The organism is Arthrobacter sp. KNU40 (assembly GCF_051515115.1).
GTDB lineage: Bacteria > Actinomycetota > Actinomycetes > Actinomycetales > Micrococcaceae > Arthrobacter.
This window is the reverse complement of record NZ_CP195850.1, coordinates 1,030,035-1,052,566: the sequence shown is the minus strand read 5'-3', so window position 1 is coordinate 1,052,566 and position 22,532 is coordinate 1,030,035. Positions and strand designations below refer to the sequence as shown.

Below are 22,532 nucleotides of genomic sequence, written 5' to 3'. Positions count from 1 at the left end.
ACGCCTCCTGGCTTCCGCGACGTGCACGCTGAAGGATCCCTCACCGTGCACATTGCTATAACCGGTGTAGAGGTCCGGAGAGGGACCGGCTTACGCGACCGGGTACGCTTCAGATCATGACGCCCCGTGTTCCGACCAATGTCGCAGTCGTTTGCTCGATGATGGTCGCCGGGGCTGTGGTCGCTGTGGTCCTCGCAGCCGTGCAGTTCTTCTTGACCGCTGGGATTCTTCAGGGTGACGGAAATTCACCAGGTGTCCCTTTTGCCCCAATAGGGGTCATAAGGAGTCTTCTCTTCCTAGTGGCGGCGTCCCTGTGGCTATGGATGGGCTGGAAGAACTACCAGGGACGGCTTTGGGCCAGGAACCTCACCATCGGCCTGGGAATTTTGACTCTGCTAGCAGCAACGATCGCATTCCTGACACTGAGCAGCAGGTTGACTGTAGTGGCAAGTATCTCCTACGGTGTCTCAGCGATCCTCTCAGCCATAGTCCTCGCTCTTGTAGGGCGTCAGGAATCCAACAACTTTTACCAGAAAGTTCACCGCCACCAGCCAACTGGTGACGAGGAACTGCCAACACATTCCAGCCCCGAGTACCTTGGTGACTTCTCTACTGACGAACAACTATCGAAAAACGGTCGGACATCACAGAGGCAGTGAAGGAGGGTCCCGGTGAACCATCCCGAACCGGGCGGGAATTCATTGCCCGAGTTCATCTCCAGACGGCCAGGTTGTGTATCCCAAGGCTCTTTCTGCTCGATATTTAGAGATGGCCAGAACAGCTGCACACCCCATGGTTGCGAGTTCGAGGAACGCCAGCGCGGCAGATGCGTAAAAAAGCCACTGCGGAAACCACGTGCTCCTGGCCGATGCAAACGCACCCACGAAAAAAAGGGCGAGGGTTCCAAAAAGGAACCAGGTTGTGTAGAAGGTGACAAGACGGTAGTTGCCGGCCGATGGTTGCACCGGCATGGCTTTCCATCTCTTCCTCGGTATCACTTGAATGTTCTGGCTAGTCATCTGGGCCTTTGCTGACACGTGTCCCTACTCGGCGAGTCGGCGGCCCAGACGGGCGGAAGCGAAGCATCCTCGTCGGTCATGAGCCGAACCTATCACCAGGTCAGACACAGACACGGCTCCCTATCAAATTGGCTCAGCTGTCTCCTCTAGGCCTGGAAACCAAGAATTCTGGACACAGCACATCGATCGGAATAGGAGAAGGTTTTGGCTGTCCGCAAAGGGATCCTTTACCGGACGCGAAACTTGGAGCGTCGCTTCCTCGAAGCGAGAACTAGAGGATGCCTGTTTCTGCGGCGCCCACGATCCTCGACCTTGCAGTTTTCAAATAGACGATGTCACTCATGTAGAGGTTCACGTGACCGGCGAGGTCGGATCTGCTCTGGCGCTGGGCCTCAGCGGCCGTGAACCGCGCCAAGTCTTCAAGCCGTTCCACCGCCACCATGAGCGCCTCTGAGGCGCTGAAGTCGGCGCGGTACGCGCCTAGCAGGAGCCCAAGTCGCCTGCCCTGATCCTCGGCGCTGTCCCCGGGGCGGCCGTCCGGGTTCGTCGGCGCGGCGAGGGGACAGAGGCGGTACGCAAGGTAGGCGACATCCCAGATCCGAGGGCCGGGCGAGATCGTGTCCCAGTCGATCACCCCGGCGAAGCGGCTGCCACTGCAGACGAAGTTATACGGGGCAAAGTCATTGTGGCAGACCACCTCGACCGGCTCGTGAACCGGCGTCTTCCAGACCGCATCCACGATATTCAGCCCTGCTGTGGCGTCGTGGAACTCGCGGAGCCTCCCGGCTGCTGTCACTAGAAAGGAGTCCTCCCAGACCCACGCGGGCATCGGGTACGAGGGAACCGAGCCTGGCACGAAGTCCAGGATCTCCCGACCTGCATTATCGATGCCATAGGCCTGCGGTACCCATTTAATTCCCTTGAGGTGCAGACGACGGAGGACCTCATGGACGGTGCTCGTCCAGGGACCGCTGGGATGTCGCACCGTATCTCCGGCGCGGACCACTTCGTTCATGTTTCCCCCGGAAAGCATTTCCTCCATAAAGCAACCCTACGTCCCCGCAGCTCCCGGTTCCGCCTGTCCTGCAGAGGATCCCTCGGCGTGCGCTGCTTGTGACTGGAGCAGTGACTGGCTGAGACGATGGGCTTATGGAAGACCTTTCAGGGAACCGCGAATGGGTCCGCCGGCTCCTGGGCTTGGACCCGCCTGAGCTTCACCGCCCGACGGCCGTGCGCCGTCGCCCGCTTGGCTCTGATGGTTCGATCGCCCGGGAACGGATTGAAGTGGACACGAGCGACGGCGACACCGTCCCATGCCTTCTTCTCAGCCCTGAGTCGCCCTCCGGAAGCACAGTGATCGCCGTCCACCAGCATGGCGGTGAGTTCTCGCTCGGCAAGAGTGAAGTGGCCGGTCTCCGCGGTGATCCTTCGATGGCATACGGGCTCCGCCTCGCCGAACACGGAGTCCGGGTGCTCATCCCCGACTTGATCGGCTTCGAAGAACGTCAACGGTGTTGGTCGCCCGCCGGCGCGGATGACGAGCAACTCGATGCGCTCCTTCGCATAGCGCACGGCAGCAGCCTCCAGGCCAAGCACACCAAAGACATCGCAACTCTGACGACGTGGCTGGTTGAGGAGCCCGAGATGGCCGGGATTCTGGGCATCATGGGCCATTCCCTTGGCGGTCAGGTAGCGCTCTTCAGCCTTGCGTTCGATGCGCGCCTCTCCGTCGGTGTGGTGAGTTGCGGCGTGGGCACCGTTGCCTCGTTCGCATCTCACCGCATCAAGCACAATCCGGCATGGTTCGTACCTGGCCTCACGGCGTCCGGCGACGTGCCTGCGGTCGTAAGAGCTCTCGAAGGACAGAGGGTGCTTGTCTCAGCCGGATCCGCTGATCCGTGGTTCCCTACTGACGGGGTGGGTGCCGTGCTCGCGGGCTTCGGCCCTGGAGTCTGCGACACACATCTGTTTCATGGCGGGCACGAGCTCCCAGCCGAGTTGATGGAGCTTGCCTGCTCCCACTTTATCGACGCAATCTCATGACAATGCCTCTTGTCCAAGCGTCCGGTAAAGGATCCCCGACCGGACGGAAGATGGCCTTTGGGCGCGTGGAGTCCACAAACCTCGACCCTCGGACGAGCCTGCCGAAGAACGCGTTGCAGGTCCGGAAGCCTTGAGGCCGGGCAAAGGGACCATTTGTTCTCAACCGAGCGGCACCTGTACCGGCTTGAACCGAAACGGCCCGCCGCATTCAGGGCCGTCAGGGTGCTCCCCGGTGGGCTCCGTTTCGATCGCCACAACGCGGGCGACACGGACACCTGAAGAGTCCACCGCGTCAACAAAGACAGAGGTGACACTGACGGGCGGCACCAGGTAAGGCGCAGACTGGGGCACCAACCACCTGCCGTCCCGGCTCTTGTCCACTGGGGCCGGAGTGCAGCCCTCCCCGAAGCATGCGGAAACCGACCTTGGCTTATGTACAAATACCAACTCCACATCGCCTGTGTAGGCGTGCCCGACCGCGGGACAGACGGTGCTGACACCCCCACGGATAAACACAGCCAGGGCCAGGACAACGGCCAGCACCCCAAGCACGACCAGAAGTAGCCCCCGGAGCTTCATTCCGCGAGCCTAACCCGGAAGCCCGGATTCTCGAGGGCAATCCCCTTGTGCGCTATCCGCAAGCCCAGTCGAAGGCATCAGATTCCAGATCGATTTGAGCGTTGCCGCCACCGCCGAAGTTGAGTCCCGAGATCTCTTCTAGTTCGAGATACCAAGGAGTAAGGCCTTCAGGCATCGCCTGGACGGGGAAGGCCGTTCCGCCCAAGTGGCTTAACGCGAAAAGCGGTTCAGCCCAGCCCGCAAGGCTCCTCCCACCTGTTGAAGGATTGACATACCCACCGGGGCCGACCTCATCTCCCCAGAGTTCGACGGGGGCCTTGCCAGCATTTGGATCGACGCGCGGAATCAACCAAATGTCGATGGTCGGCTCGACGATATCCCAAGCATTCGTACCTTCTGACTCGTCCGCATGCTCACCCTCGGCACGAAGATCGGGACGAGGCGCCGTCGGGCCGGCCGCCAACTCATCATCTGTGAGCCAGAGGATCGCGAATTCTCCGTCGATCACGTCTCTGCGCCTAAGTAGGCCGGGATGGTCCTCGGTTGCTGCAAGGTCGCGTAAGAACGGATCGGTTGATTCGGCGCTGGGGATCGGAGATTTGCTGTCGTCTGCGAATTGTCCCTCACCAGCAAATATGGCGATTCCAGGAAACTGTGGCCCACGCCTTTGAAAGTCACCGGGTAGCCAGATCGTCAGCACATGCATCATGGGCAAACCAGTGTTGAGGCTTCGTGGCCACTGTTCCCAACGAACGCCCGGCCCAAGGCTTCCTGTCCAGCCGGAAGGCGGCTGGTTGGGAATGGCTGCATCGGCAGTTCGCCCCGGCGCCTTGCCAACGCCATTGCCACAACGAAATGCCAAGTTCCAAGCGATCGTCTCGGTCATGGCACCACCATATGAGGTCGTGATCCAATCCAACGAAGCAGACTGAAACTTTCATGAGCCTAATGTCCAACTTCGCCACGAAGAATCGCTGAAGAGTCTGTGTAGCATTGGGACCCAACGACTCTTGGGGGTAGCAATGAATTTAAGTCCGGCCTTCGGAATCATCGGAATTCTATACGTTGTCTTCGTGATCGCAGTGGCCGTCCTGGCCGTGTATGCCTTGGTCTTAACCATCATCTTCTTACGGCTGCGGATCGCTGAGTTGAAGAGGGCAGCACGGTCAGAGGACGGCTGAACCGCCGCCGTAGTGCCGCTCACACTGCCTCAGGCAGCTCAGCAGGTCCCGACTCTTAAAGCGCAATTGATCAGGGAGGTTCGAAATGCCCGGCAACGGATCCCTCGGCTGCGCTTGAGCGCGGTAGCGCGATTCGCTCATTTCGAGACGCATCTGGCCGGTGAGGAGCCGGAGTCCACTCGTTCCTCCGCGGAGGATGCCACAATCTGTGGATGCCCCTCATTCAGGTTCTCAATGCATCCCCCTCCTCTATTGAAAAGAAGCGTCAGCTGCTGGCTGCGCTCACGGCCACTTACGCTGAGGTTATGGAAATCCGTCCCGACACGATCCGGGTGATCTTGCACGAGCTTCCCCGCGAGAACTGGTCTGTTGCCGGCGTCACGCTGGCGGATTCCGGACAGAACGAATCCGTCTGAACCAGAACGGCGCAATCCCCTCTGGAATCCGTCGCCCTGGTCACCGGAGTGGCCCCTTCGAGAATCCCCTGAGGGGCAGGCTCGACATGTCCATCGGGTGGTGGGAGAGTGAGGGCCATGTCATTCTTTCCGGAGGTTGAGCGGTCGGCAGAACCGCGCCCCGTACGAGTAGAAACACCGATCTGGGTAAGCCCGCCGGAGAATGAGTTGCCTGTACCGGTCCCGGTGACGGCAGTTCTTGCTCGCCGGCCTGGTGCCGCCTTGTGCCTGCGTCGCATCGATGTATACCGGGCGGGCTGCGTGTTCGCTTTCTCCGTGAGCGCCAGCCGTCAGGCCGACATGACAGACGAGCAATGGTTTGAGCTGATGGATAATCTCCAACCACACCGTCCGTTCCGCAGAGAATCTGCCGAAGGATCGCTCCGGGTGGGAGTGGAAATGCCTGACGGATCCAAGGCCATCGGCGGCCTCAGGGCTCACCGCTATCCGTTCGACGGAGCGGAACCAGAGGGGCCGCAGCTGACCACACACGGACGCGGGGGCGGAGGCTCGGACCAGAACTACGACTATCGCATTAACGCCTGGTTGTGGCCGGCGCCGCAGGCCGGTTCGCTGCGTCTGGTATATGACTGGGCCGCCCTGAGGTTCAATGAAGCGTCGATCACCATCGAAACGACACCGCTCATCACCGCGCAAGAAAACGTTCGGAGCATCTGGGCCCAATAACCCAAGCCCGCGACCCGCACACAGGGCGTGCTATTGGTGCGACCACTACATCGGCCAGCCTGCACGCCGAGTGATATCGATACCGGCACGTAGAGGGATCGGTTACCGGACAAATCCATGCCACGTCAGACTCAGCCTGCGCAGCACATCTAGAGCAACAGCAGTCCGTCGGTTAGTGACTTCCGCAGCCGCTCGTGTCTGTCTCCCAAAGGCAAGCTGGCAAAGCCGCCATTCCGGAATATCTGGTTTAGATACGACACAAACGACATGTCATTCTCAGCGGCAAAGACGCCGTCAGCTCCACTGTCGGGGACCCGGAATCCATACGGCGCACCGCCGCTGACCTTCGCCTTATGCAACCGATCAGGCGCAACCGGCAGTACGAAAGGCCCGACAGCAGGGTCGTCCCGAGCTTCCTCTGCCCAGGCCTCGTGCTCGCTGATGAAGTAGCTGGAGATCGATTCCCCGGAATACCTTGTTCCCTCGAGCTCGATCACCAGCGGATCCGCCGCGGATGACTTGGCGGTCACGCACATTCGACCCGAGCCGCCCCAACTCCGTCCACACGCGTTCCCGATCGCCCTGCCTGTATCGGTCCGCCCAGCCCCCAACGCTCATAAGCAACGATTATCCGAGTCCCGGCCCGTTTCTCGATGATCGAAGCAGTTCCGGAACCTGCTCGCATCGACGGGAATGCGTGCTGAGGGATCCTGGTGTGTGCGGCGGCCGTCGTCACTGGGCGTCGCGCTCGTAAGACACGGAGCACGCCTGGGTGCCTTCCCGGGGTTCCGGCAGGACGGCGCTGTCATCATTCGAGTTGTTTCAGCACTTCAAATGGCAGCTTTGAGCGCGCGTCCATGACCTCCACGCCAAGGAGCCGGCCATCGCCGTCGAAGTCGAGATTGATCATTCCGTTGATTTCACGGGTGTCGCACAAATAGGTTTTGGCTATATTCCCGGCAAGAGTTCCCTCTGCTGCAAAGTAGATGTAGGCAGCGTTGGCAACGGCGTCGTATCTAATCTTCAAAGCGACCTCAGAGGGCAGTTTGTGGCGATGGGTCCTGCGGGCGTTAACGAACCTGTTTGCAGATGGTGGGCCATTGGCGCCTGGATGGGGCTTCGGCCGACGGAAGAATTAGCGAAACTGTTCGATAAATCACATTTGTGCCTCGGGAACCGCTAGCCTCATCTGAGGACTAAGGGGGGCTCATGATGGAAATCGCGCTGACCTGCGCAAACGCAACCTTGAATGTGGATGCGGAGGGTACCTTCCATCTGCGGTGGGCGCCGGGCTCGTCTGTGTCGGCCGCCGATGTTCACGATGTCGTCGCTGCCGTCCGTGGCGTGACCGGAGGCCGGTTGCAACCGATGCTCGTCGAAGTGGTGGACGTGTGTTTGAGTCTCGAGTCCAGAGTGACGCTGCAGGGGACGCGGTTTGTGTCCGCTGTGGCACTGGTCGGGGCCACAGTGGTCGACCGGGTGATGGCCGCGGCCTTGTTGCGTGAGCAGGAGTGCCCGCACGGATACTTCACGTCCGTCGAGGAGGCCACGGAATGGCTGAATCGGTTACCGGTTCCGGAGGCGTTGGAAAAATCCGCCGTCTAAGTGAGATGGCCGCGACTGAGTTTGTCGCCCGGTTTGCTAGTCCAACTACTCGTGTCTTCTCCGACGAGCAGCCCGTTTGAACCGTAGAAACCTGAGTTGTCACGCTCGATGCCGAGAGCGCGGCATTACTCGTTCAAAGACGCAAGCGTGAACCGGTCGGGGATCTTCTTTGCCGTGTACTTATCGAGGTTCTCGAAAGGTTGCGGATCGCCGAAGAGAGTCCATAGCCAGCGGGACTGATAGCTGGCCCGGTCCCGACTCGCTCGAAGGGTGCCTTGATAAACCAGCTCGGATCCATAGACGGCAGCTGCATCTCCAAAATATGCCCGTCCGGGACGAAACCGGCCGAGGGCACACGCTATTGTCGCCCGGCAGCCCGCAGGGGCACCCCTCGTATTGTCCGCTCAGCGTTATTGGACAGGGAGTTCCGCAGTGACAGCGTCGGCGATTCGAGAAGCAACATCTTCCGCTGATAGCCGGGACGTGTCGATGACGAGGTCAGCGTCTTTGATCATCCACGTGCGGGCCGCCGCGTACCTCTCGAGGTGATCCAACCTCCACTGCCTGCCGGACAACTCGACCTGGTCGTTCTCGATTCGGCTCCGAAGGGTTGCTTCGTCGGCGTCTAGCACTACATGGATGACTTGATCGTCCAACTCATTGAAACTTGCCTGAAGTTCCGCCCAATAGTCCTGCCGCAGCACGGTCTGGACGGCCACCAAGTGTTGTCCGGTATGCCGACAAATTTCGAGAGCCGTGGCTGGAACCAGTGCCCGCCATGCCGGAAGGTCCTGAAAGTCGCCGAAGGCCTGGTCCTTCAAACTGTGCATGAGCATATATCCGACCGCTTCGGGGTCAAAGAGCCGTAGAGCGGGCTGCGCTTCGACCAGTGCCTTGCCGGCAGTAGTTTTCCCCACGCCGAAGGTTCCGTTGATCCAAATCATCATGTCGCCGACAGTATCTTCTCCCGCATAGATAGGCGACGTGGAACCACCCGCGATGCGGGCTTACCCGCGGTGTTGAGTGCTTGAATGGGGGCATGGTGGATCGCAGCGTACTGGTCTCCGGTGGCGGCATTGCCGGCTTGACCGCCGCGTACTGGCTGGCGAAGGCCGGTTGGTCGGTCACGATTGTGGAACGAGCGGCCGCCACACGATCTAGTGGGAACCCCATCGACGTGCGCGGAGCAGCAGTCGCTATCGCACGGCAAATGGGCATCTGGTCGCACCTGGAGGAGGCTGCCACCGGCGTCGAACGCCTGGTCTTTGTGGATGCCGACGGGCGGCCGCAGGACACCATCCGCACCCGCCAACGTGCCGACGGCGACGGGGAGGTCGAGGTCTCACGCACTGACCTCGTCGGCCTGTTGCTTGAGAAGGCCCAGGAGACAAGCCTCATCATCCGGGACGACTCGATCACCGCCTTGCACCAGGACGGCGGCGGAATCGACGTCGAGTTTCAGCGGACCCCTTCCCGTCGCTTCGACCTGGTCATCGGAGCCGACGGACTCCACTCCACCGTTCGGCGCTTGGTATTCGGCCCCGAAGAACGTTTTTCCCGCCCATTCGGCATGTTCGTGGGCACCGTGCGCGCCCCTGCACCGATCCAAGATCCGCGCACCGTGCTGTTGTACAACGAACCGGGAACCTCCTTGACCATCCACCCGGCGGGTGGAAAACCCGGGTTCGCATTCATCTTCCGGGGGCAGCAGAATTTCGACTACCGCGACGCGGACCAAGGCAGACGCCTCGTCGAGGCCACGTACGCCGACGGCGGATGGCTCACCCCGCTCGCGCTCGAGGAATGGGGCGCGTCCGACGAAAGGTACTTCGACGCCGTCACCCGCATGGACGTACCGCAGTGGGCTGCCGGCCGCGTGGTGCTGCTCGGTGACGCGGCGAGTTGCATCTCGTTGTTCGGTGAAGGGTCCAGCAGCGCGATCGTTGGAGCCAAGACCCTCGCCGACGCGATTGCCGCTCACCCGGATGACCACACCGCCGCTTTCGCCGGCTATGAACGCAGCCACCGCAAACACGTGCACTCGCTACAACGGGGCGCCGGCATCGCATCGCGCCTCCTCGTACCCAAGACCCGATCGGGCATCACGATCCGCAATGCTGTGTTGAATGCGCTCCCCTTTCGGAACACGCGACAAGCCCCGGATTCGCGGCGATAAGTGGCGGACTTTTCGCAGTGCTAAATGTCACCCCCTGACCGCTAGCCGATCCTCAACCGGACGACCGTGAGAAGCTGAGGGAATGATTCTGGAGCACGCGATTCTCCCCGTCCGTCCCGGCAGCGAGTCTGATTTCGAAGAGGCATTCCGAAGGGCGCGACCTCTTATCAGCCGGCAGCAAGGCTTCCGGAGTCTTTCGATTTCACGCTCGATAGAGTCCCCAAGCCTGTACCTTCTCCTCGTTGAGTGGGATTCGGTCGAGGCCCATTCCGACGGCTTCCGTGGGTCCCCCGACTATGAGCGGTGGAAGGAGCTGCTGCACCATTTCTACGATCCATTCCCGGTGGTTGAGCACTTCAAAACGGTGCGGTAGCCGATCCCTCAACGTGCATGCTGTCCGATGGACCCGCATGATCTGGCTGGCGCTCGTCCGTTGCCGCGCCGCGGCTGCGGGCCCGTCATGGACGGCACACCCGTTGCCACTCAGCGGGCAGGCCGTACTGACCTGTGGTCATGTTGACGTCCCCACAGCAGCATTGGACACTGAGCCTATGATCAGGGACGACGAAGCACGGGCCCTTGTGGCTGTCATCAACCACTTGATCGAGCGGTTCCCCGATATTCCACGCTCGGTCGTCGAAAATGTAGTTGCCGAAGAACACTCGAGCTTGAGCGGTGGCCGGATCCGGGATTATGTTCCGGTGCTGGTCGAACACGCCGCCAAGAAACGCCTAGCGAAAGTGGCCGACGGCGTCCGGTTCTCCGAAGGTTTCTCCTCCGAACTGGTCGGAGGACAACCATCGATCGGCAACCTCCACTAAAGAGGGGCGTTGCTCCACCGGGGATGAAGTCGGTTCCGTCGACAGTGATCGTTGGTGATCTTGCGAAGGCGGTCAGAGCCGCACCCAGGCGCCGGGTTTCACGTTGCCGGAATGCAACGCACTGTTCATCCATCGGCAGTAAAACCGGCGTCCGCACGCGGTCTTGGCGTGATATCAACAGTCGGTGAGGGACACTGAAAGCATTGCGACACCGTACCGCCAGCAGAATGCTCTGGTGCTGGGAGCGCTCGGGTTTGAGGCGATTGTGCTGCCGGGTTCCACGCAGGCCCTCGAAGTTGACGAACTCTTCAGGGCGAACAGCAGCCTGCGCGGGGTGGTGGTCGATTCCCCGGCCGGGCCGGCGTTGTTGAGCCGAGATCAGCTCGAATACAAGATGTCGGGCCGTCTGGGGTTCGGCCGTGCGCTGCATGCCCGTGCGACGGCTACAGACATGCTGGGCGCATCCCACTTCACCGTCCCGGACGGGCTCGGGATGTCCGAAGCGGTCGCGGTCATCCTGGAGAGGCCCGAAGCGACCCGCTACCAGGATCTGCTAGTTGTCGGCGATGGCGTGCCGCGGATCGTGCCGGTCTCGGAGGTCTTCGAAGGCCTGTCGGCCGTCTTCCGGCATGCCTCCCTGCATGATCCGCTCACGGGCCTTCCGAACAGGCGCATGCTTGAGCTGGAAGCGCCGGCCCTGACCCGCGACACGCACCGGTCCCGGATAGGCATCCTCTTCATCGATCTGGACGACTTCAAGGGCGTCAACGACACCTACGGGCACCGGGCCGGGGACATCGTGCTCGCCGAATTCGCCGCACGCCTCTCCGGATGCGTCCGGGACGGCGACACCGTCGTCCGGCTCGGCGGGGACGAATTCGCTGTGCTGCTGGTCGGCGTGGACGTAGCCGAAGCCGGAGCCGTCGCCGACCGTGTGCTGGAATGCATGGACGAGCACTTCGACGTCGACGGGCAGCACCTGGACGTTACCGCCACGCTCGGCCTTGCTATGGCGAGTGATGTCACCGATGAGGGTGCCTTGAGCCGGCTCGAGGCAGTCCTCCGGCACGCCGACGATGCGATGCTCAACGCCAAACATGCCGGCAAACGCCGCGTCGGGCGGATTTGCCCTGCGGGGAATGCGGCAGGGCTCGCCCGCGAAGCGCTCATCCGCCGCCGGCTTCCCGGTGCTCTTCGGGACGGCGCGTTGAGCCTGGAATACCAGCCCCTCCGGGACCTGGCCACCGGAGAGGATCACGGTGTGGAGGCCCTCCTGCGCTGGATGGATCCTGAACTGGGCCAGGTCCCTCCGGCCGAGTTCATTCCAGTCGCGGAACATACCGGGGAGATTCTCAGGATCGGCGCCTGGGTCATCGATCGGGCCTGTGCGCAGGCGAGGCTGTGGTCCGATGCCGGCACCCCGCTGAGGATCGCCGTCAACGTTTCCCCCCTGCAACTGGCATCAGGCACGCTGGTCGGCGATGTCCTGGGCGCACTGAACAGTCACGGCGTCCCGGCCGACCTCCTGGAGATCGAACTCACCGAAGGGACCGCGATCACCGACATGCCCGGGGCCGCTGTGCAACTGCAGCAACTTATCGACGCCGGCGTCGGGGTCGCTCTCGATGATTACGGGACCGCCCATTCCACCCTCGCGCTACTTCGGGCCCTTCCCCTGACGACCGTCAAAATCGCCAAGTCCTTCATCGACGACATCGACACGGACGCACGTGCAGCGGCCATCGTCAACGGACTCATCCATGTCCTGCAAGCCGCGGGAGTCAAGACAACTGCCGAGGGCGTCGAGCGAACCACGCAACTCACTGCACTCCGCGGCATGGCCTGCGACACCGCCCAGGGCTATTTGATCTCACGCCCCGTAGCTCCCGCCGACGTTCCCGCCGTCAGCTGTCGCCAATGAACCTCAGCAACGGCGCTGGTTGAGCGACTCACTTCCGAGGCCACAGCCCTGAGGCGTAGATACGATGAGTTCTGCGGGTGTTTACCAACTGGCTCACTTGGCTTGGCTTATCCCAATCCTAATCTTCCCCGACGAACGTGCGATTGGGCCGAATGTAATAAGCCTCCAAATTAGGATCGCCCAGTATTCCACCGATCAGGGATGGTGAACCTCATGGAGGTCATTAGCGACGCACCACGTTCGATCGAGAGGAAGCCAGTTCAAGGGCAGACTTCCGGGACGCGGTTTGTGTCCGCTGTGGCACTGGTCGGGGCCACAGTGGTCGACCGGGTGATGGCCGCGGCCCTGTTGCGTGAGCACGAGTGCCCGCAAGGATACTTCAAGTCCGTCGAGGAGGCCAGGGAATGGCTGAATCGGTTCCCGGTTCCGGAGGCGTTGGAAGAATCCGCCGTCTAAGTGAGGAAAGAATTCGGGCATGAAGGTTGACCGCAAACGCTCGCGGCCGCAAGGGCAGGGGGCGCAGGGCGGACGCCTTGGACTTCCGCGTCCGCGCTCGGTAGATGACACTGGACTCATGTCATCGGAACAGACCCCTCTCCACACTCCATTCACCGCCGCGTACACCGCCGCCGACATCCTCGAGGGCGTCGATCTGAGCGGGCGTGAGGCGATCATCACCGGCGGGCACAGCCGGCTTGGCAGGGAGGTCACCCGCGCTCTCGCCGCCGCCGGCGCCTACGTGACGGTCGCATCGCGCGACACCGAGCGCGCGGCCGAATCGGTCGGCCGGATCGACGGCGTTCGCGTCGAGCAGCTCGACCTCACAGACCCGGAGTCGATTGACGCCTTTGCCGCGCGCTGGCTCGATTCCGGACGCCCCCTGCACATCCTGGTCAACAGCGCCGCGGTCTTGTTCGGCCCGGAGCTGCGTCTTGACGCCCGTGGCCACGAACTGGCGTTCTCGACCTCCCATCTCGGTCACTTCCAGCTCACCCGGGCGCTCCTCCCGGCACTGCGCGCGGCGCACGGTGCTCGCGTCGTCAATGTGACCTCCGGTGCGGCCCGGTTCGGCGACATCCACTGGGATGACCTCGACTTCTCCACCGGCTACAACCCTGTCGCTGCGTACGCGCAATCCAAGCGCGCCAACGTCCTCTTCACCGTTGAACTGGACCGACGGTTCGCCGGGGACGGCATCCGCGCATTCGCCGCGCACCCCGGCGTCGTCATCGGACCCGGCCCGCACTCACCCCAGCGCCTCGATTCCCTCCGGGCACAGGGCCTCGTCGACGAGCAAGGTGACGCGATCATCGACCCGGAGGCTGGAAAGAAGACCATCGAGCAGGGCGCCGCCACCCTCGTGTTCGGCGCAGCCAGCCCGCTGCTCGACGGGATCGGCGGCGTGTATCTCAAAGACAGCGACGTGGCCGTGCTCGACGACGAAGAGCGACCGCTAACCCCGGACAACATCCCGGCCGACGCGAACTCGGCCATGCTCAACCCCGAAGACGCGCGACGGCTCTGGGATCTCAGCGAGCAGCTGCTCGCCTGACGGGCCCACTGCATCGGTCGCGTGTGCACGAGCATCGTGAGCTCGCCAGCCCCCGAAGGTCGACCGAGTTTCCGTGCAGGCTTGGTAAGGGCCCAGCGGGACCAACCGGCCGCGCTACTCCGCGATACTAAATGCCCACCAGGCCGACTCTTGAGCGAATACAGTTTGAGAGTGAATTTCCACGCCTTCAAGCGTTTCATCGATCTCGCGCCTGCTCTTGCCGATGCTCAGCCTCTCCTCCAGGTTGAAGAACAGAACAGCGACTACGAATCTGGGGTCGCCCGCATCGGGAACGAGCAATGGCGAATCCGCACGGCCCGGATCACACCGACGAAACCCGGCGCCTTCGTCGCGGTCTGGAAGCGCGGTGAAGGCGGATCGACCAGGCCCTTCACGGCTGAAGAGTCGATGTCCGGACTGCTTGTCTTCGTAGAGGAGCAGGAACGGTTCGGGGTCTTCCAATTCACCAAGCCGCACCTGATCTCGTTCGGCTACGTCAGCTCCGACCTTCATCCCGGCAAGCGCGGTTTCCGCGTCTATCCCGAATGGTGCTCCGGCCTGAATCCTCAAGCGTCACGCACTCAGCGCGCGCAGGGAGTTGCGTTCTCCGAGCTTCCTCCGCATACCGCACGCGAGCAGTTCAGCGCCCATTGGATTTCTGAATGGCCCAGATTCTTTCAAGATTCTCGTTACAGTTTGTTGGCTGCCGGACATTAACAAGGGCATGAGCTTGCAAACAATGGGGGAACGGGTGGATCTGGAGAGGGAAAAACGGTTCGTTGCCGCCCACACGGGGTCCCACGACCGCATCTACCGCTATTTTCGGCGCAGGACGGACGGCCCCGCCACCGCCGAGGATCTGTGCGCGGAGGTTTTCAGGATTGCCTGGGAAAAGTCCCGACAGGATGCTGAGCTCCCGGTGCTCGTCATTTTCGGAATAGCCAAGAACGTGCTCCGAAACCACGACAGGTCCTTGTCCCGGTCGGCGGGGCTTATCGGTGCTTTGCTGTCGGAGCGCGTCCCCGGGACACCCGCGGAGGAATCCGCCGTGCGGGATGCCATCGACTACCTAGGTCCGAAGGAACGGGAGGTGTTGCTGCTGACGTATTGGGACGGACTCACCGCCGTCGAAGTATCCCATCTCCTCAACACGACGGCGACTGCCGTGCGAATGCGCCTGCACCGGGCCCGCAAGGAACTAGGCCGAATACTTCAGGAGCAGACAGTGTCAGAAGGAGCAACAGAATGAGCAAGGACCAGTCCGTCGCCGATCTGCTGTCAGCCGCCGATCCTGCGCTCATGATCACCGACGAGGAATTGGACCGCAGCCGCGATCGGTCTCTGTCGTTCGTGAATTCCGAGGTCACTCACATCGCCGTCGGCGGATCCGTCCACGACTTCCACCGCACACCGGCCAAACGTCATTGGGTGCGTTTCGCCGCTGCGGGGCTTGCTGCCGCGGCGGTCGCGGCCGGCGTACTCGTGGCCTCGAGTTTAGTAACGGGTCCGGTCAACACGGTTGCGGCGCCGAGCGTCACCGCTATGGCGACACCGTCCAACGCCGGGAGGTCTTCCCTGGCCGGGCCCACTGTTACCGATTCATTTGGGAACGTGGATTACTACACCACCGTCTCCGGTGACACCTCTGCTGGAGTGGCCGCAGCCTTCCGCATCTCCGAGGAGAAACTCGCTGAATTCAATGGGCTTCAGCCCGGGAGCGCATTGGCACCCAATACAAAGCTTCGGTTGATCCCGTCTCCAGGCCCGATCAAGGGTGCGAAGGGGGCGGCCACCGTCGACGAGAACGGCATCCCCACGAGTTACGTCATCGAATCCGAGGACACACTTGGCGGGATCACCTACCGGTTCGGAATCACGGGAGAGCAGTTGGCGGAAGCGAACAAGGTCCCATACGTGTACGAGAAGGGCAACACCTATTTTGTCCGTGCCGGGAACCGTATCCAACTGCAGAAGAATCCCGTCGACAGCAGGTCCGGTACAGGAACAACGGTCAACAATTCATTCGGCCAGACCATCTTCTACACCACCGTCGACGGTGACTCCTTCGACAGCATCGGCTACAAATTCCGATCCACCACGACCCAACTGCTGCAGTACAACCCGTCCCTCACCACTGACAAGCCCATCCCCGCAGGCACCAGGGTGAGGCTCATGCCCGGGGAACTCAAGATCGACGGAGCGCAGGGCACCTTCACCGCCGACCCCGACGGCGTCCCGCTCACCTATACCACTGCGCCCGGGGACACCGAGCGCCAGATCTCGTCCCGGTTCAGCGTGACAGACCTGAGATGGGCGAACCGCCCGCTGACCGGCACCGAAGCGGTCTGGTATGCCTTCACAGACCTACCCAACGGCGAACTCGCCCCCGGCCAGACAATCAGCCTCGCCTTGACCAAGCCCATCCACAAGTAGCTGTCCGGGTCCATCCAAACAGCCGAGGCACCCAAAAACGTCCACCCGTTCCTACCCCTCGAAGTGAGTTTCGATCCCGCTCCCCGAGACCTGTGAATGCACCTGGCTTGGATGTGAAAAAGTTCAGCGCAGCACTGGCGTCTTCGCTGATTTCCATGGGAATCCCCAACGAGCTATGAACACCTATCTCTGCGAATTTCTTGGTGAGAGCCGGCCAGCGCAGGTCTGTCGAACCGTCGTCGATAATCACAGGAGACATCTCCCGGAGCGCCGCGATGCAGGGGCCGTCACCGATCAGAAGCATTCTCTGCGCCCACCAAAACAGACTGGAGGTCCAGAATGCCTTGAAGCTGGTCTGCAGGCTCGTTTTCGGGTGAACTCGGCATTCGCCCATCCTACTTTCCTCGTTTGACCTGTTCTGGATTCAAAGGAGAACGGTGCCCCGACGCTGGCGGCCCGCATCCCGCCGTCGTATGCTGCATGCAGTCCTAGGCTTTCGATCCCCTACCGCGGAGTACGCACATGCAGATCCCCAAACCGTCCGACGCCGACAAAGACCGCTTCCGCGCGGTGGTGCCAGAGAACCCTGATGTCGTCGTCAAGCCGATGTTCGGGAACCTGGGCGCGTTCGTGAACGGCAATATGTTCGCCGGACTGTTCGGCCCGATGATCGGCGTCAAGCTTTCCGACGCCGACCGCGAGGCACTGGAGGCCAGCCACCAAACGCTCCCGTTCGGCCCCGAAGGCCGCGCCATGGGTGGCTACGTCGGGCTCCCCGAAGCTTTGAGCGACGACGAGGAGCAAACGGCGGAATGGATTGAGAAGGCTTTCGCCTACGTTGCTACCCTTCCGCCGAAGGTCGCGAAGCCCCGTTCGTCGAAGAAGTAGCTGCCGCTGCGGCGACGGCCCGTGGCACCAGGACCAGGGCACAAGACTCAGAATCGGGACGTGTGGTCTTCGATCAGTCCGCTCGCCGCGATCTCGCGGAAGGTATAGATCCCGCGGACCGCGGCGTCCGTGTCCCGGAATGGTGAGGAGACGGCAAGCTCTTTCCCGAACTCGTCGACCAGCCGCACCCTGCAGCTGCCTCCGTTGTCAGTGAAAACTTCAAAGTGTCCCGCCATCAGAGAAGTTCTCCCCGACGGCGGCCGGGAGCAAGCGTGGGCAGTGCGGGATGCCGGGTAGCCGGCCCGTTGCTGAGAGGGTGATGATGTCCTGGTTCGCGTCGCCGCTCCAGCTCGCTCGTCACGAGATCCAGCAACGCCTGGGCCGGTTCGGAGAGCCGGCGGGTTGCGGCCGCGTGGGCTATTTCGTCGCAATGAAGAAGCACGAGACGGATGCGTTCCAATTCCCGCGAGGGCACGAACGGCCATCGCCGAAACAGTTGTTGAACCGCGCTTGGCCTGGGAAGGTAGCCCCGCAAGGCTTCACCGGAGGTGTCCGCCGTCCAGGCTGCACCGCGCCGTGCAGCGCGAACATCGAGGTGGAAGGCCCTTTGACCATGAAGATGGGGATGACTGGGTTGAATAGGTGCCATGACTGACCTCCTCGTACGAAAATCGAGAAGCCAGCTGCTTGACCGATACCAGCATATAGAATGTGACTTAGGTCATGTCAATCGATTTGACTTTATTTCGAGCAGTAACGGGCCTGGTGAACGCCCTGATGGTTGCGCTGGGCCGGGCCACAATGACAAGACCGAAGAGGGACAGCAGGGCCCCGACAATCATGATGACTGCCATCGGGACGGCCGTGTCCGTACCGCCCAACCCTGCGATCGGCGCGATGATGCCGGCAGTGGTCCACTGCACCAGACCCAGGACGGCAGAACTCGTGCCCGGGTGCGCCGGCACTTCAGCCGAGGCAAGGGCACCGCCATTGGTATTGATCAGTCCCTGGGCCACCATGAGCGCGAAGAAGCTGCCCATTGCCACGAGCAAAGGAGTGCCCCACCAGAGGGCGCCGGCAAGCATGACGACTCCAGCGGCGAGCGCGATGGTCTGTCCTACGAGGATGACCCGTCGCGTGGGCACCTGCCCTGCCAGCCGCGCCGAGACGAGGGCAGCGATAGTCATCCCGCCAGCGTTCGCGGCAAAGACGATGGAGTACGCCACCGGCGACAATCCGTTCATGTTCTGCAGGATGAATGCGGACGTTGCGACGTAGGCGAACAACGCGATAAATGCCGAAGATGCCACCATCACGTATCCAACGAACCGGCGGTTCGCCAGGACAGTGCACGCCGCACGCCCGAATTCACGCAGTCCGCCCGCGTGACGTTTCCCGGGCGGCCGGGATTCCGGCACGACGAACAGCGCACAAAGGGTCATCAGGACACCAAGGGCCGCCAGTGTCCAGAAGGTCATCCGCCACCCGGTCAACTGCAGGATCACGGCGCCCAGCAGTGGGCTGATGATCGGCGCCACGCCCCCGATCCCCATCACGATGTTGAGCACCCGGACCAATTGAGGGCCGTGGGCCAGGTCCACGATGACGGCGCGGCCGATCACCATCGCCCATCCCCCGCCAAAGCCCTGCAGCAACCGGGCAATCATCATGAATCCGATGCTCGGGGCCAGGGCGCAGCCAACCGTCGCGATGGTCATGAGGATCGTGCCTGCCACAAGCGGCATGCGTCTGCCGCGTTGGTCGCTGAACGGGCCGCCGACCAGCTGCCCCAGTCCCATGCCGGCAAAGAACGTCGTCAGAGTCAGCTGAACCGACGACGCCGAGGTGCCGAATTCTTCCGACACGCGCGGGAACGCCGGGACGTACATGTCGGTTGCAAGCGGTGCGACAGCGGTAAGGAAGACGACAGTGGCGACTAGTGCTGCCGGGACAGTCCCGGCCGTCGCAGCCCGTGTGGTGGTCGGCGTCGTACTCACGGGCGGTAGGACCACCGGTCCGAGCCGCATACGCGGACATCTCCGGGGGTGTGCATGATGGTTGCGCGCATACGCTGGTGCTCCATTTCATCGAATGCCTGACTTCGATTTCCATGAAACCCGCAATCCGCAGGCGTAGCGAGGGCTCTGTCGAAACGGGTTATGACAGAACCTCCCAACCGTCCCTGGTTGGGTCGTACCGTTTCCATATGGATAACCGAGCCGAGGTACGAGAGTTTCTGGTCTCCCGCCGAGGACGCATCACCCCCGAGCAGGCGGGCATCGAGCCCATCGGCGGCCGGCGCCGAGTGGCGGGTCTCCGAAGGGAAGAAGTCGCCCGTCTCGCCGGTGTCAGCATCGACTATTACACCCGCCTCGAGCGTGGAAACCTCACCGGGGTCTCGGACAGCGTCCTCGACTCGATCGCCCGGGCTCTTGAGCTTGACCGCGCCGAACACGACCATCTCTACGACCTGGCACGTGCGGCCGTCCCCTCGGTAAGGAAACGCTCCAGCGACACACCCGCGTCAGCCGTGCGGCCCGTGATGCAGTATCTGCTCGACGCCATCACCGGAGCCCCGGCCTTTATCGGCAACAACCGCATGGACATCGTTGCCGCCAACGCCCTGGGCTATGCCCTTTACTCCGAGATGTACCGCAGCCCGGCACGCCCTGCGAACCACTCGCGCTTCATCTTCCTGGACCCCCGCGCCCAGGGCTTCTACCCCGACTGGGACCGTGCTGCGAACGTCAACGTCGCGATCCTGCGCCGCGACGCGGGCCGCAACCCCCACGACAAAGACATCGCAGCACTCGTGGGCGAACTCTCCATGCGCAGCGACGAATTCCGCACGCGCTGGGCAGCACACAACGTCCGCCGCCACTACTCAGGCACCAAATTCTTCAACCACCCCGTGGTCGGGCTCCTTGAACTGAGCTACCAGGCCATGGACCTCGAAGACGACCCCGGCCACACCCTGACTGTTTACCCCGCCATTCCCGGCAGCCCCTCGGAAGAAGCCCTGAAGCTCCTCGCCTCCTGGGCGGCGACCGAGAATATAGTCCAGTCCCCCAACCTCACGCGGGACCTTCGAGCCAGCACCACCAAAGGTGAGGTCTGAGCCGTCTCCGCTCACGACCACGGCCTCTCGTGTCCAAAGCTCCCGGGAGGGCGTAGTGTCGAAGTAGGAGATTTCAGGATGGTCGTTCGGGTCCAGGGATTGAATATAAGGGCTATGCAGCGCGCAAGCGGGCATGGCTACCGGCCTGGGTTAGGGATCCGGGCGCCCCTTGGAATCGAGGCCGCATGGCCAGCAACAACGCTGTACCCACCACAGAACAATTGCAGGACCTCCTGCTTGAAAGTCCCGGCTTCACCGAATTTCTCCTGGGCTTGGCCACCATCTCAGCATCCTTGTTGGACGGTCGGGAACCTCTCTTGTGCGCTATCACCGTCGAGCGGGATGCCGGCCCCTCAACGGTGGCCAGTAGTACCGCTGCGGCGCAGCGCTTGGACGAAAAGCAATACACGTTCGACGACGGCCCTTGCCTTACGGCGTTGCGGCACCAACACCGCGTGCTGATTGATGATCTGCAGGCCGACGATCGTTGGGCACAGTACGCCCACCAGGTAGACGGCGAAGGTATTCGCTCTGTCCTCGCAGTCCCTATCCAGACAGACTCTTCGGCACGCGCAGCATTGAATTGCTACGCCTATGCGCCCGGCACATTTAACCCGGCCATCGTCGCCCGCGTTTTGGAGCATGCCGAGACAATTTCGAAAACGCTGAGGTTGGCGCTGCGGCTTCATGTTCCGGAGCCGTACCCCGAACACCTCCGATCTGCGCTGCAGTCACGCGCTGTGGTGGACGCGGCGCTGTCCTTGATCATGCTCCAGAACCATTGTGGACGGGACCGTGCCATGGAACTGCTTCAGCTTGCTGCCCGGGACAACGACCGGCGCCTTCATGACATCGCCACCGACATCCTGAACGCGTCAGTCCCCCTCGATTGGACCTCCCCGGGTGCATCCCATGAATAATCGTGAGGGATCGGGAATGCGTCATCCTGAGTGGGCATCCGAGCAACGGAGAAGCGCCGCCGACTGGTACCGGGACGGCCGCACGGCCTTGGCCGGGGTATGGGCCTACTTTTACGGGATTGGGGGCGATGTGGATGAAATGGCTGTGGACGCGTATCTTCATGAGCTCGGCGAGCTCCCCCCATCGCAAATGAACCTTCTGGCCTTGGCAATGCGGGAACTAGACACAGAAGCGATGCGGGAACTCGATTCGGGAAGGATCGCAGGCACATGACTAGCTCAGAGCCGCGCCCGACCCACAACGCGTTGGCCGGATTGCCTGCCCACCCGAACCAGGACCTTGGCATCACCCTCCAGGATCTTTGTTTGGAGAGCGTCGACCTTGACGATTTCCTCGCGAACCTTGCGACCCTGGCAGGGGCTGCTCTCACAACGGCCTCCAACGCCGTCTCATGCGGTCTCACCGTTGTCACGAAGAAAAAGGGCATCACCACAGCCAGCAGCGATGAGCGGGTGCGCGCGCTCGATGAACTGCAAATTGAATTCGGAGACGGGCCTTGCCTCACGGCGCTTCGGCACAATTCAGTGATGCTCGTCGTCGATAGCCGCCATGAAAGCCGTTGGGGTGACTACATCGAGGCAGTCTGGCGGAACGGCATCGGATCTATCCTGGCAGTCCCGCTTGATCTGGCCGGTGAAGCCGAAGCCGTCATGAACCTCTATTCGACCACCCCACACGGGTTTACCGGACCGGACATTACGGCTGCAGAAGAATTCGCCGAGAGTGCAGCGAAGTCCTTGCGTCTGGCTTTGATGATCTCCCAGTTGCGTAACGCCCGGGACGATCTCACCGCAGCCATGCAGTCCCGCTCGACGATCGACACCGCCGTCGGGATTGTCATGGCGCAGAACCGATGCGGACGCGACACCGCCTTCAAGGTTTTGACCCGGGCCTCGAACAGCCGAAACGTCAAACTCCGGGATATAGCCGCTCATGTCATTGCCTCTGTGTCGGGCGAGACGGATCCGGAAGTTTACTTCGACGAATAGCCAAAACGTGGGGAATGGTGCGGACTAAGCTAGGAACAGCGCACCAAATGCCGTGCTGGATTCTCTTTCACAGGAACGCTTGCG

30 protein-coding genes are annotated in these 22,532 nt (G+C 62.0%); 20 read left to right on the top strand and 10 right to left on the bottom strand.

The genetic code is table 11. The annotated features are described in order from the left end of the window. Window positions 1-116 precede the first annotated feature (116 nt). Entirely contained in the window at window positions 117-659 is a 543-nt protein-coding gene (locus ACSKT0_RS05015) for a hypothetical protein (RefSeq protein WP_437772784.1), read from the top strand. Window positions 660-698: 39 nt separating this feature from the next. Here ACSKT0_RS05015 and ACSKT0_RS05010 read toward each other — a convergent pair whose 3' ends face one another. Beyond that, window positions 699-1,037: a hypothetical protein gene (locus ACSKT0_RS05010; protein WP_437772783.1), complete on the bottom strand. Its 339-nt coding sequence runs from the start codon at window positions 1,035-1,037 to the stop codon at window positions 699-701. 253 nt (window positions 1,038-1,290) lie between these two features. Beyond that, the gene (locus tag ACSKT0_RS05005) at window positions 1,291-2,061 is read right to left on the bottom strand and encodes a phosphotransferase (protein WP_437772782.1); all 771 of its coding nucleotides are present in this window, start codon (window positions 2,059-2,061) and stop codon (window positions 1,291-1,293) included. Window positions 2,062-2,168: 107 nt separating this feature from the next. Here ACSKT0_RS05005 and ACSKT0_RS05000 point away from each other — a divergent pair, with 107 nt between their 5' ends. After that, window positions 2,169-3,062, top strand: a complete 894-nt coding sequence (locus tag ACSKT0_RS05000) for a dienelactone hydrolase family protein (protein WP_437772781.1) — start codon at window positions 2,169-2,171, stop codon at window positions 3,060-3,062. 159 nt (window positions 3,063-3,221) lie between these two features. On the opposite strand, the gene ACSKT0_RS04995 is transcribed toward ACSKT0_RS05000, so the two are convergent. Together ACSKT0_RS04995 and ACSKT0_RS04990 are read right to left on the bottom strand one after the other, a co-directional pair. Beyond that, complete coding sequence (locus ACSKT0_RS04995; RefSeq protein WP_437772780.1) at window positions 3,222-3,641, bottom strand: hypothetical protein; 420 nt, start codon at window positions 3,639-3,641, stop codon at window positions 3,222-3,224. Between the two features lie 52 nt (window positions 3,642-3,693). Further along, window positions 3,694-4,527, bottom strand: coding sequence for a hypothetical protein (locus ACSKT0_RS04990; RefSeq protein WP_437772779.1), 834 nt, complete (start codon window positions 4,525-4,527; stop codon window positions 3,694-3,696). A gap of 136 nt (window positions 4,528-4,663) precedes the next feature. Here ACSKT0_RS04990 and ACSKT0_RS04985 point away from each other — a divergent pair, with 136 nt between their 5' ends. The 3 genes from ACSKT0_RS04985 (at window position 4,664) to ACSKT0_RS04975 (ending at window position 5,964) form a co-directional block, all read left to right on the top strand. Then, on the top strand, window positions 4,664-4,822 hold the full coding sequence (locus ACSKT0_RS04985) for a hypothetical protein (RefSeq protein ID WP_437772778.1): 159 nt from the start codon (window positions 4,664-4,666) through the stop codon (window positions 4,820-4,822). A 212-nt stretch (window positions 4,823-5,034) separates the two neighbouring features. After that, entirely contained in the window at window positions 5,035-5,238 is a 204-nt protein-coding gene (locus ACSKT0_RS04980) for a tautomerase family protein (RefSeq protein WP_437772777.1), read from the top strand. A 315-nt stretch (window positions 5,239-5,553) separates the two neighbouring features. Continuing rightward, window positions 5,554-5,964, top strand: a complete 411-nt coding sequence (locus ACSKT0_RS04975; RefSeq protein ID WP_437772776.1) for a hypothetical protein — start codon at window positions 5,554-5,556, stop codon at window positions 5,962-5,964. A gap of 149 nt (window positions 5,965-6,113) precedes the next feature. On the opposite strand, the gene ACSKT0_RS04970 is transcribed toward ACSKT0_RS04975, so the two are convergent. After that, complete coding sequence (locus ACSKT0_RS04970) at window positions 6,114-6,494, bottom strand: hypothetical protein (protein WP_437772775.1); 381 nt, start codon at window positions 6,492-6,494, stop codon at window positions 6,114-6,116. Between the two features lie 278 nt (window positions 6,495-6,772). Further along, complete coding sequence (locus ACSKT0_RS04965; protein ID WP_437772774.1) at window positions 6,773-6,991, bottom strand: DUF2283 domain-containing protein; 219 nt, start codon at window positions 6,989-6,991, stop codon at window positions 6,773-6,775. 182 nt (window positions 6,992-7,173) lie between these two features. On the opposite strand from ACSKT0_RS04965, the gene ACSKT0_RS04960 reads away from it, so the two are divergent. Beyond that, window positions 7,174-7,569, top strand: a complete 396-nt coding sequence (locus ACSKT0_RS04960) for a DUF7793 family protein (protein ID WP_437772773.1) — start codon at window positions 7,174-7,176, stop codon at window positions 7,567-7,569. A gap of 410 nt (window positions 7,570-7,979) precedes the next feature. Here the strand turns inward: ACSKT0_RS04960 and ACSKT0_RS04955 are convergent, their stop codons facing one another. Next, a complete protein-coding gene (locus ACSKT0_RS04955) occupies window positions 7,980-8,516 on the bottom strand; it encodes an AAA family ATPase (RefSeq protein ID WP_437772772.1) in 537 nt (178 codons plus the stop codon). Window positions 8,517-8,608: 92 nt separating this feature from the next. Between ACSKT0_RS04955 and ACSKT0_RS04950 the strand changes: the two genes are divergently transcribed. The 10 genes from ACSKT0_RS04950 (at window position 8,609) to ACSKT0_RS04905 (ending at window position 17,360) form a co-directional block, all read left to right on the top strand. Continuing rightward, window positions 8,609-9,745, top strand: a complete 1,137-nt coding sequence (locus tag ACSKT0_RS04950) for an FAD-dependent oxidoreductase (RefSeq protein ID WP_437772771.1) — start codon at window positions 8,609-8,611, stop codon at window positions 9,743-9,745. Window positions 9,746-9,827: 82 nt separating this feature from the next. Next, window positions 9,828-10,118: an antibiotic biosynthesis monooxygenase family protein gene (locus ACSKT0_RS04945; RefSeq protein ID WP_437772770.1), complete on the top strand. Its 291-nt coding sequence runs from the start codon at window positions 9,828-9,830 to the stop codon at window positions 10,116-10,118. A gap of 178 nt (window positions 10,119-10,296) precedes the next feature. Then, on the top strand, window positions 10,297-10,566 hold the full coding sequence (locus tag ACSKT0_RS04940; RefSeq protein ID WP_437772769.1) for a three-helix bundle dimerization domain-containing protein: 270 nt from the start codon (window positions 10,297-10,299) through the stop codon (window positions 10,564-10,566). A 184-nt stretch (window positions 10,567-10,750) separates the two neighbouring features. After that, complete coding sequence (locus ACSKT0_RS04935; RefSeq protein ID WP_437772768.1) at window positions 10,751-12,487, top strand: putative bifunctional diguanylate cyclase/phosphodiesterase; 1,737 nt, start codon at window positions 10,751-10,753, stop codon at window positions 12,485-12,487. Between the two features lie 213 nt (window positions 12,488-12,700). After that, complete coding sequence (locus ACSKT0_RS04930) at window positions 12,701-12,943, top strand: hypothetical protein (protein ID WP_437772767.1); 243 nt, start codon at window positions 12,701-12,703, stop codon at window positions 12,941-12,943. Window positions 12,944-13,061: 118 nt separating this feature from the next. Beyond that, a complete protein-coding gene (locus ACSKT0_RS04925; protein WP_437772766.1) occupies window positions 13,062-14,039 on the top strand; it encodes an SDR family NAD(P)-dependent oxidoreductase in 978 nt (325 codons plus the stop codon). 171 nt (window positions 14,040-14,210) lie between these two features. Then, a complete protein-coding gene (locus ACSKT0_RS04920; protein ID WP_437772765.1) occupies window positions 14,211-14,756 on the top strand; it encodes a MepB family protein in 546 nt (181 codons plus the stop codon). A 7-nt stretch (window positions 14,757-14,763) separates the two neighbouring features. Continuing rightward, entirely contained in the window at window positions 14,764-15,288 is a 525-nt protein-coding gene (locus tag ACSKT0_RS04915; protein ID WP_437772764.1) for an RNA polymerase sigma factor, read from the top strand. Further along, window positions 15,285-16,472 (top strand): LysM peptidoglycan-binding domain-containing protein, encoded by a 1,188-nt coding sequence (locus ACSKT0_RS04910; protein WP_437772763.1) that lies wholly within the window; start codon window positions 15,285-15,287, stop codon window positions 16,470-16,472. The genes ACSKT0_RS04915 and ACSKT0_RS04910 overlap by 4 nt, the downstream gene beginning before the upstream one ends. Window positions 16,473-16,994: 522 nt before the next feature. Continuing rightward, a complete protein-coding gene (locus ACSKT0_RS04905; protein WP_437772762.1) occupies window positions 16,995-17,360 on the top strand; it encodes a TfoX/Sxy family protein in 366 nt (121 codons plus the stop codon). 47 nt (window positions 17,361-17,407) lie between these two features. Here the strand turns inward: ACSKT0_RS04905 and ACSKT0_RS04900 are convergent, their stop codons facing one another. The 3 genes from ACSKT0_RS04900 to ACSKT0_RS04890 all read right to left on the bottom strand — a co-directional run bounded on the left by ACSKT0_RS04900 (window position 17,408) and on the right by ACSKT0_RS04890 (window position 19,357). Next, window positions 17,408-17,596: a YegP family protein gene (locus ACSKT0_RS04900; protein WP_236816014.1), complete on the bottom strand. Its 189-nt coding sequence runs from the start codon at window positions 17,594-17,596 to the stop codon at window positions 17,408-17,410. Further along, a complete protein-coding gene (locus ACSKT0_RS04895; RefSeq protein ID WP_437772761.1) occupies window positions 17,596-18,009 on the bottom strand; it encodes a hypothetical protein in 414 nt (137 codons plus the stop codon). Before ACSKT0_RS04895 ends, ACSKT0_RS04900 begins: the two co-directional genes overlap by 1 nt. Before the next feature lie 67 nt (window positions 18,010-18,076). Beyond that, a complete protein-coding gene (locus ACSKT0_RS04890; protein WP_437772760.1) occupies window positions 18,077-19,357 on the bottom strand; it encodes a multidrug effflux MFS transporter in 1,281 nt (426 codons plus the stop codon). A gap of 209 nt (window positions 19,358-19,566) precedes the next feature. Here ACSKT0_RS04890 and ACSKT0_RS04885 point away from each other — a divergent pair, with 209 nt between their 5' ends. The 4 genes from ACSKT0_RS04885 to ACSKT0_RS04870 all read left to right on the top strand — a co-directional run bounded on the left by ACSKT0_RS04885 (window position 19,567) and on the right by ACSKT0_RS04870 (window position 22,448). Continuing rightward, window positions 19,567-20,478, top strand: a complete 912-nt coding sequence (locus ACSKT0_RS04885) for a helix-turn-helix transcriptional regulator (protein WP_437772759.1) — start codon at window positions 19,567-19,569, stop codon at window positions 20,476-20,478. A 185-nt stretch (window positions 20,479-20,663) separates the two neighbouring features. Further along, window positions 20,664-21,398 carry an ANTAR domain-containing protein gene (locus tag ACSKT0_RS04880; RefSeq protein ID WP_437772758.1) on the top strand — a complete coding sequence of 245 codons (735 nt, stop codon included), beginning with the start codon at window positions 20,664-20,666 and terminating at the stop codon, window positions 21,396-21,398. Further along, the gene (locus ACSKT0_RS04875; protein ID WP_437772757.1) at window positions 21,391-21,672 is read left to right on the top strand and encodes a hypothetical protein; all 282 of its coding nucleotides are present in this window, start codon (window positions 21,391-21,393) and stop codon (window positions 21,670-21,672) included. Before ACSKT0_RS04880 ends, ACSKT0_RS04875 begins: the two co-directional genes overlap by 8 nt. Continuing rightward, a complete protein-coding gene (locus ACSKT0_RS04870) occupies window positions 21,669-22,448 on the top strand; it encodes a GAF and ANTAR domain-containing protein (RefSeq protein WP_437772756.1) in 780 nt (259 codons plus the stop codon). The genes ACSKT0_RS04875 and ACSKT0_RS04870 overlap by 4 nt, the downstream gene beginning before the upstream one ends. Window positions 22,449-22,532 lie beyond the last annotated feature (84 nt).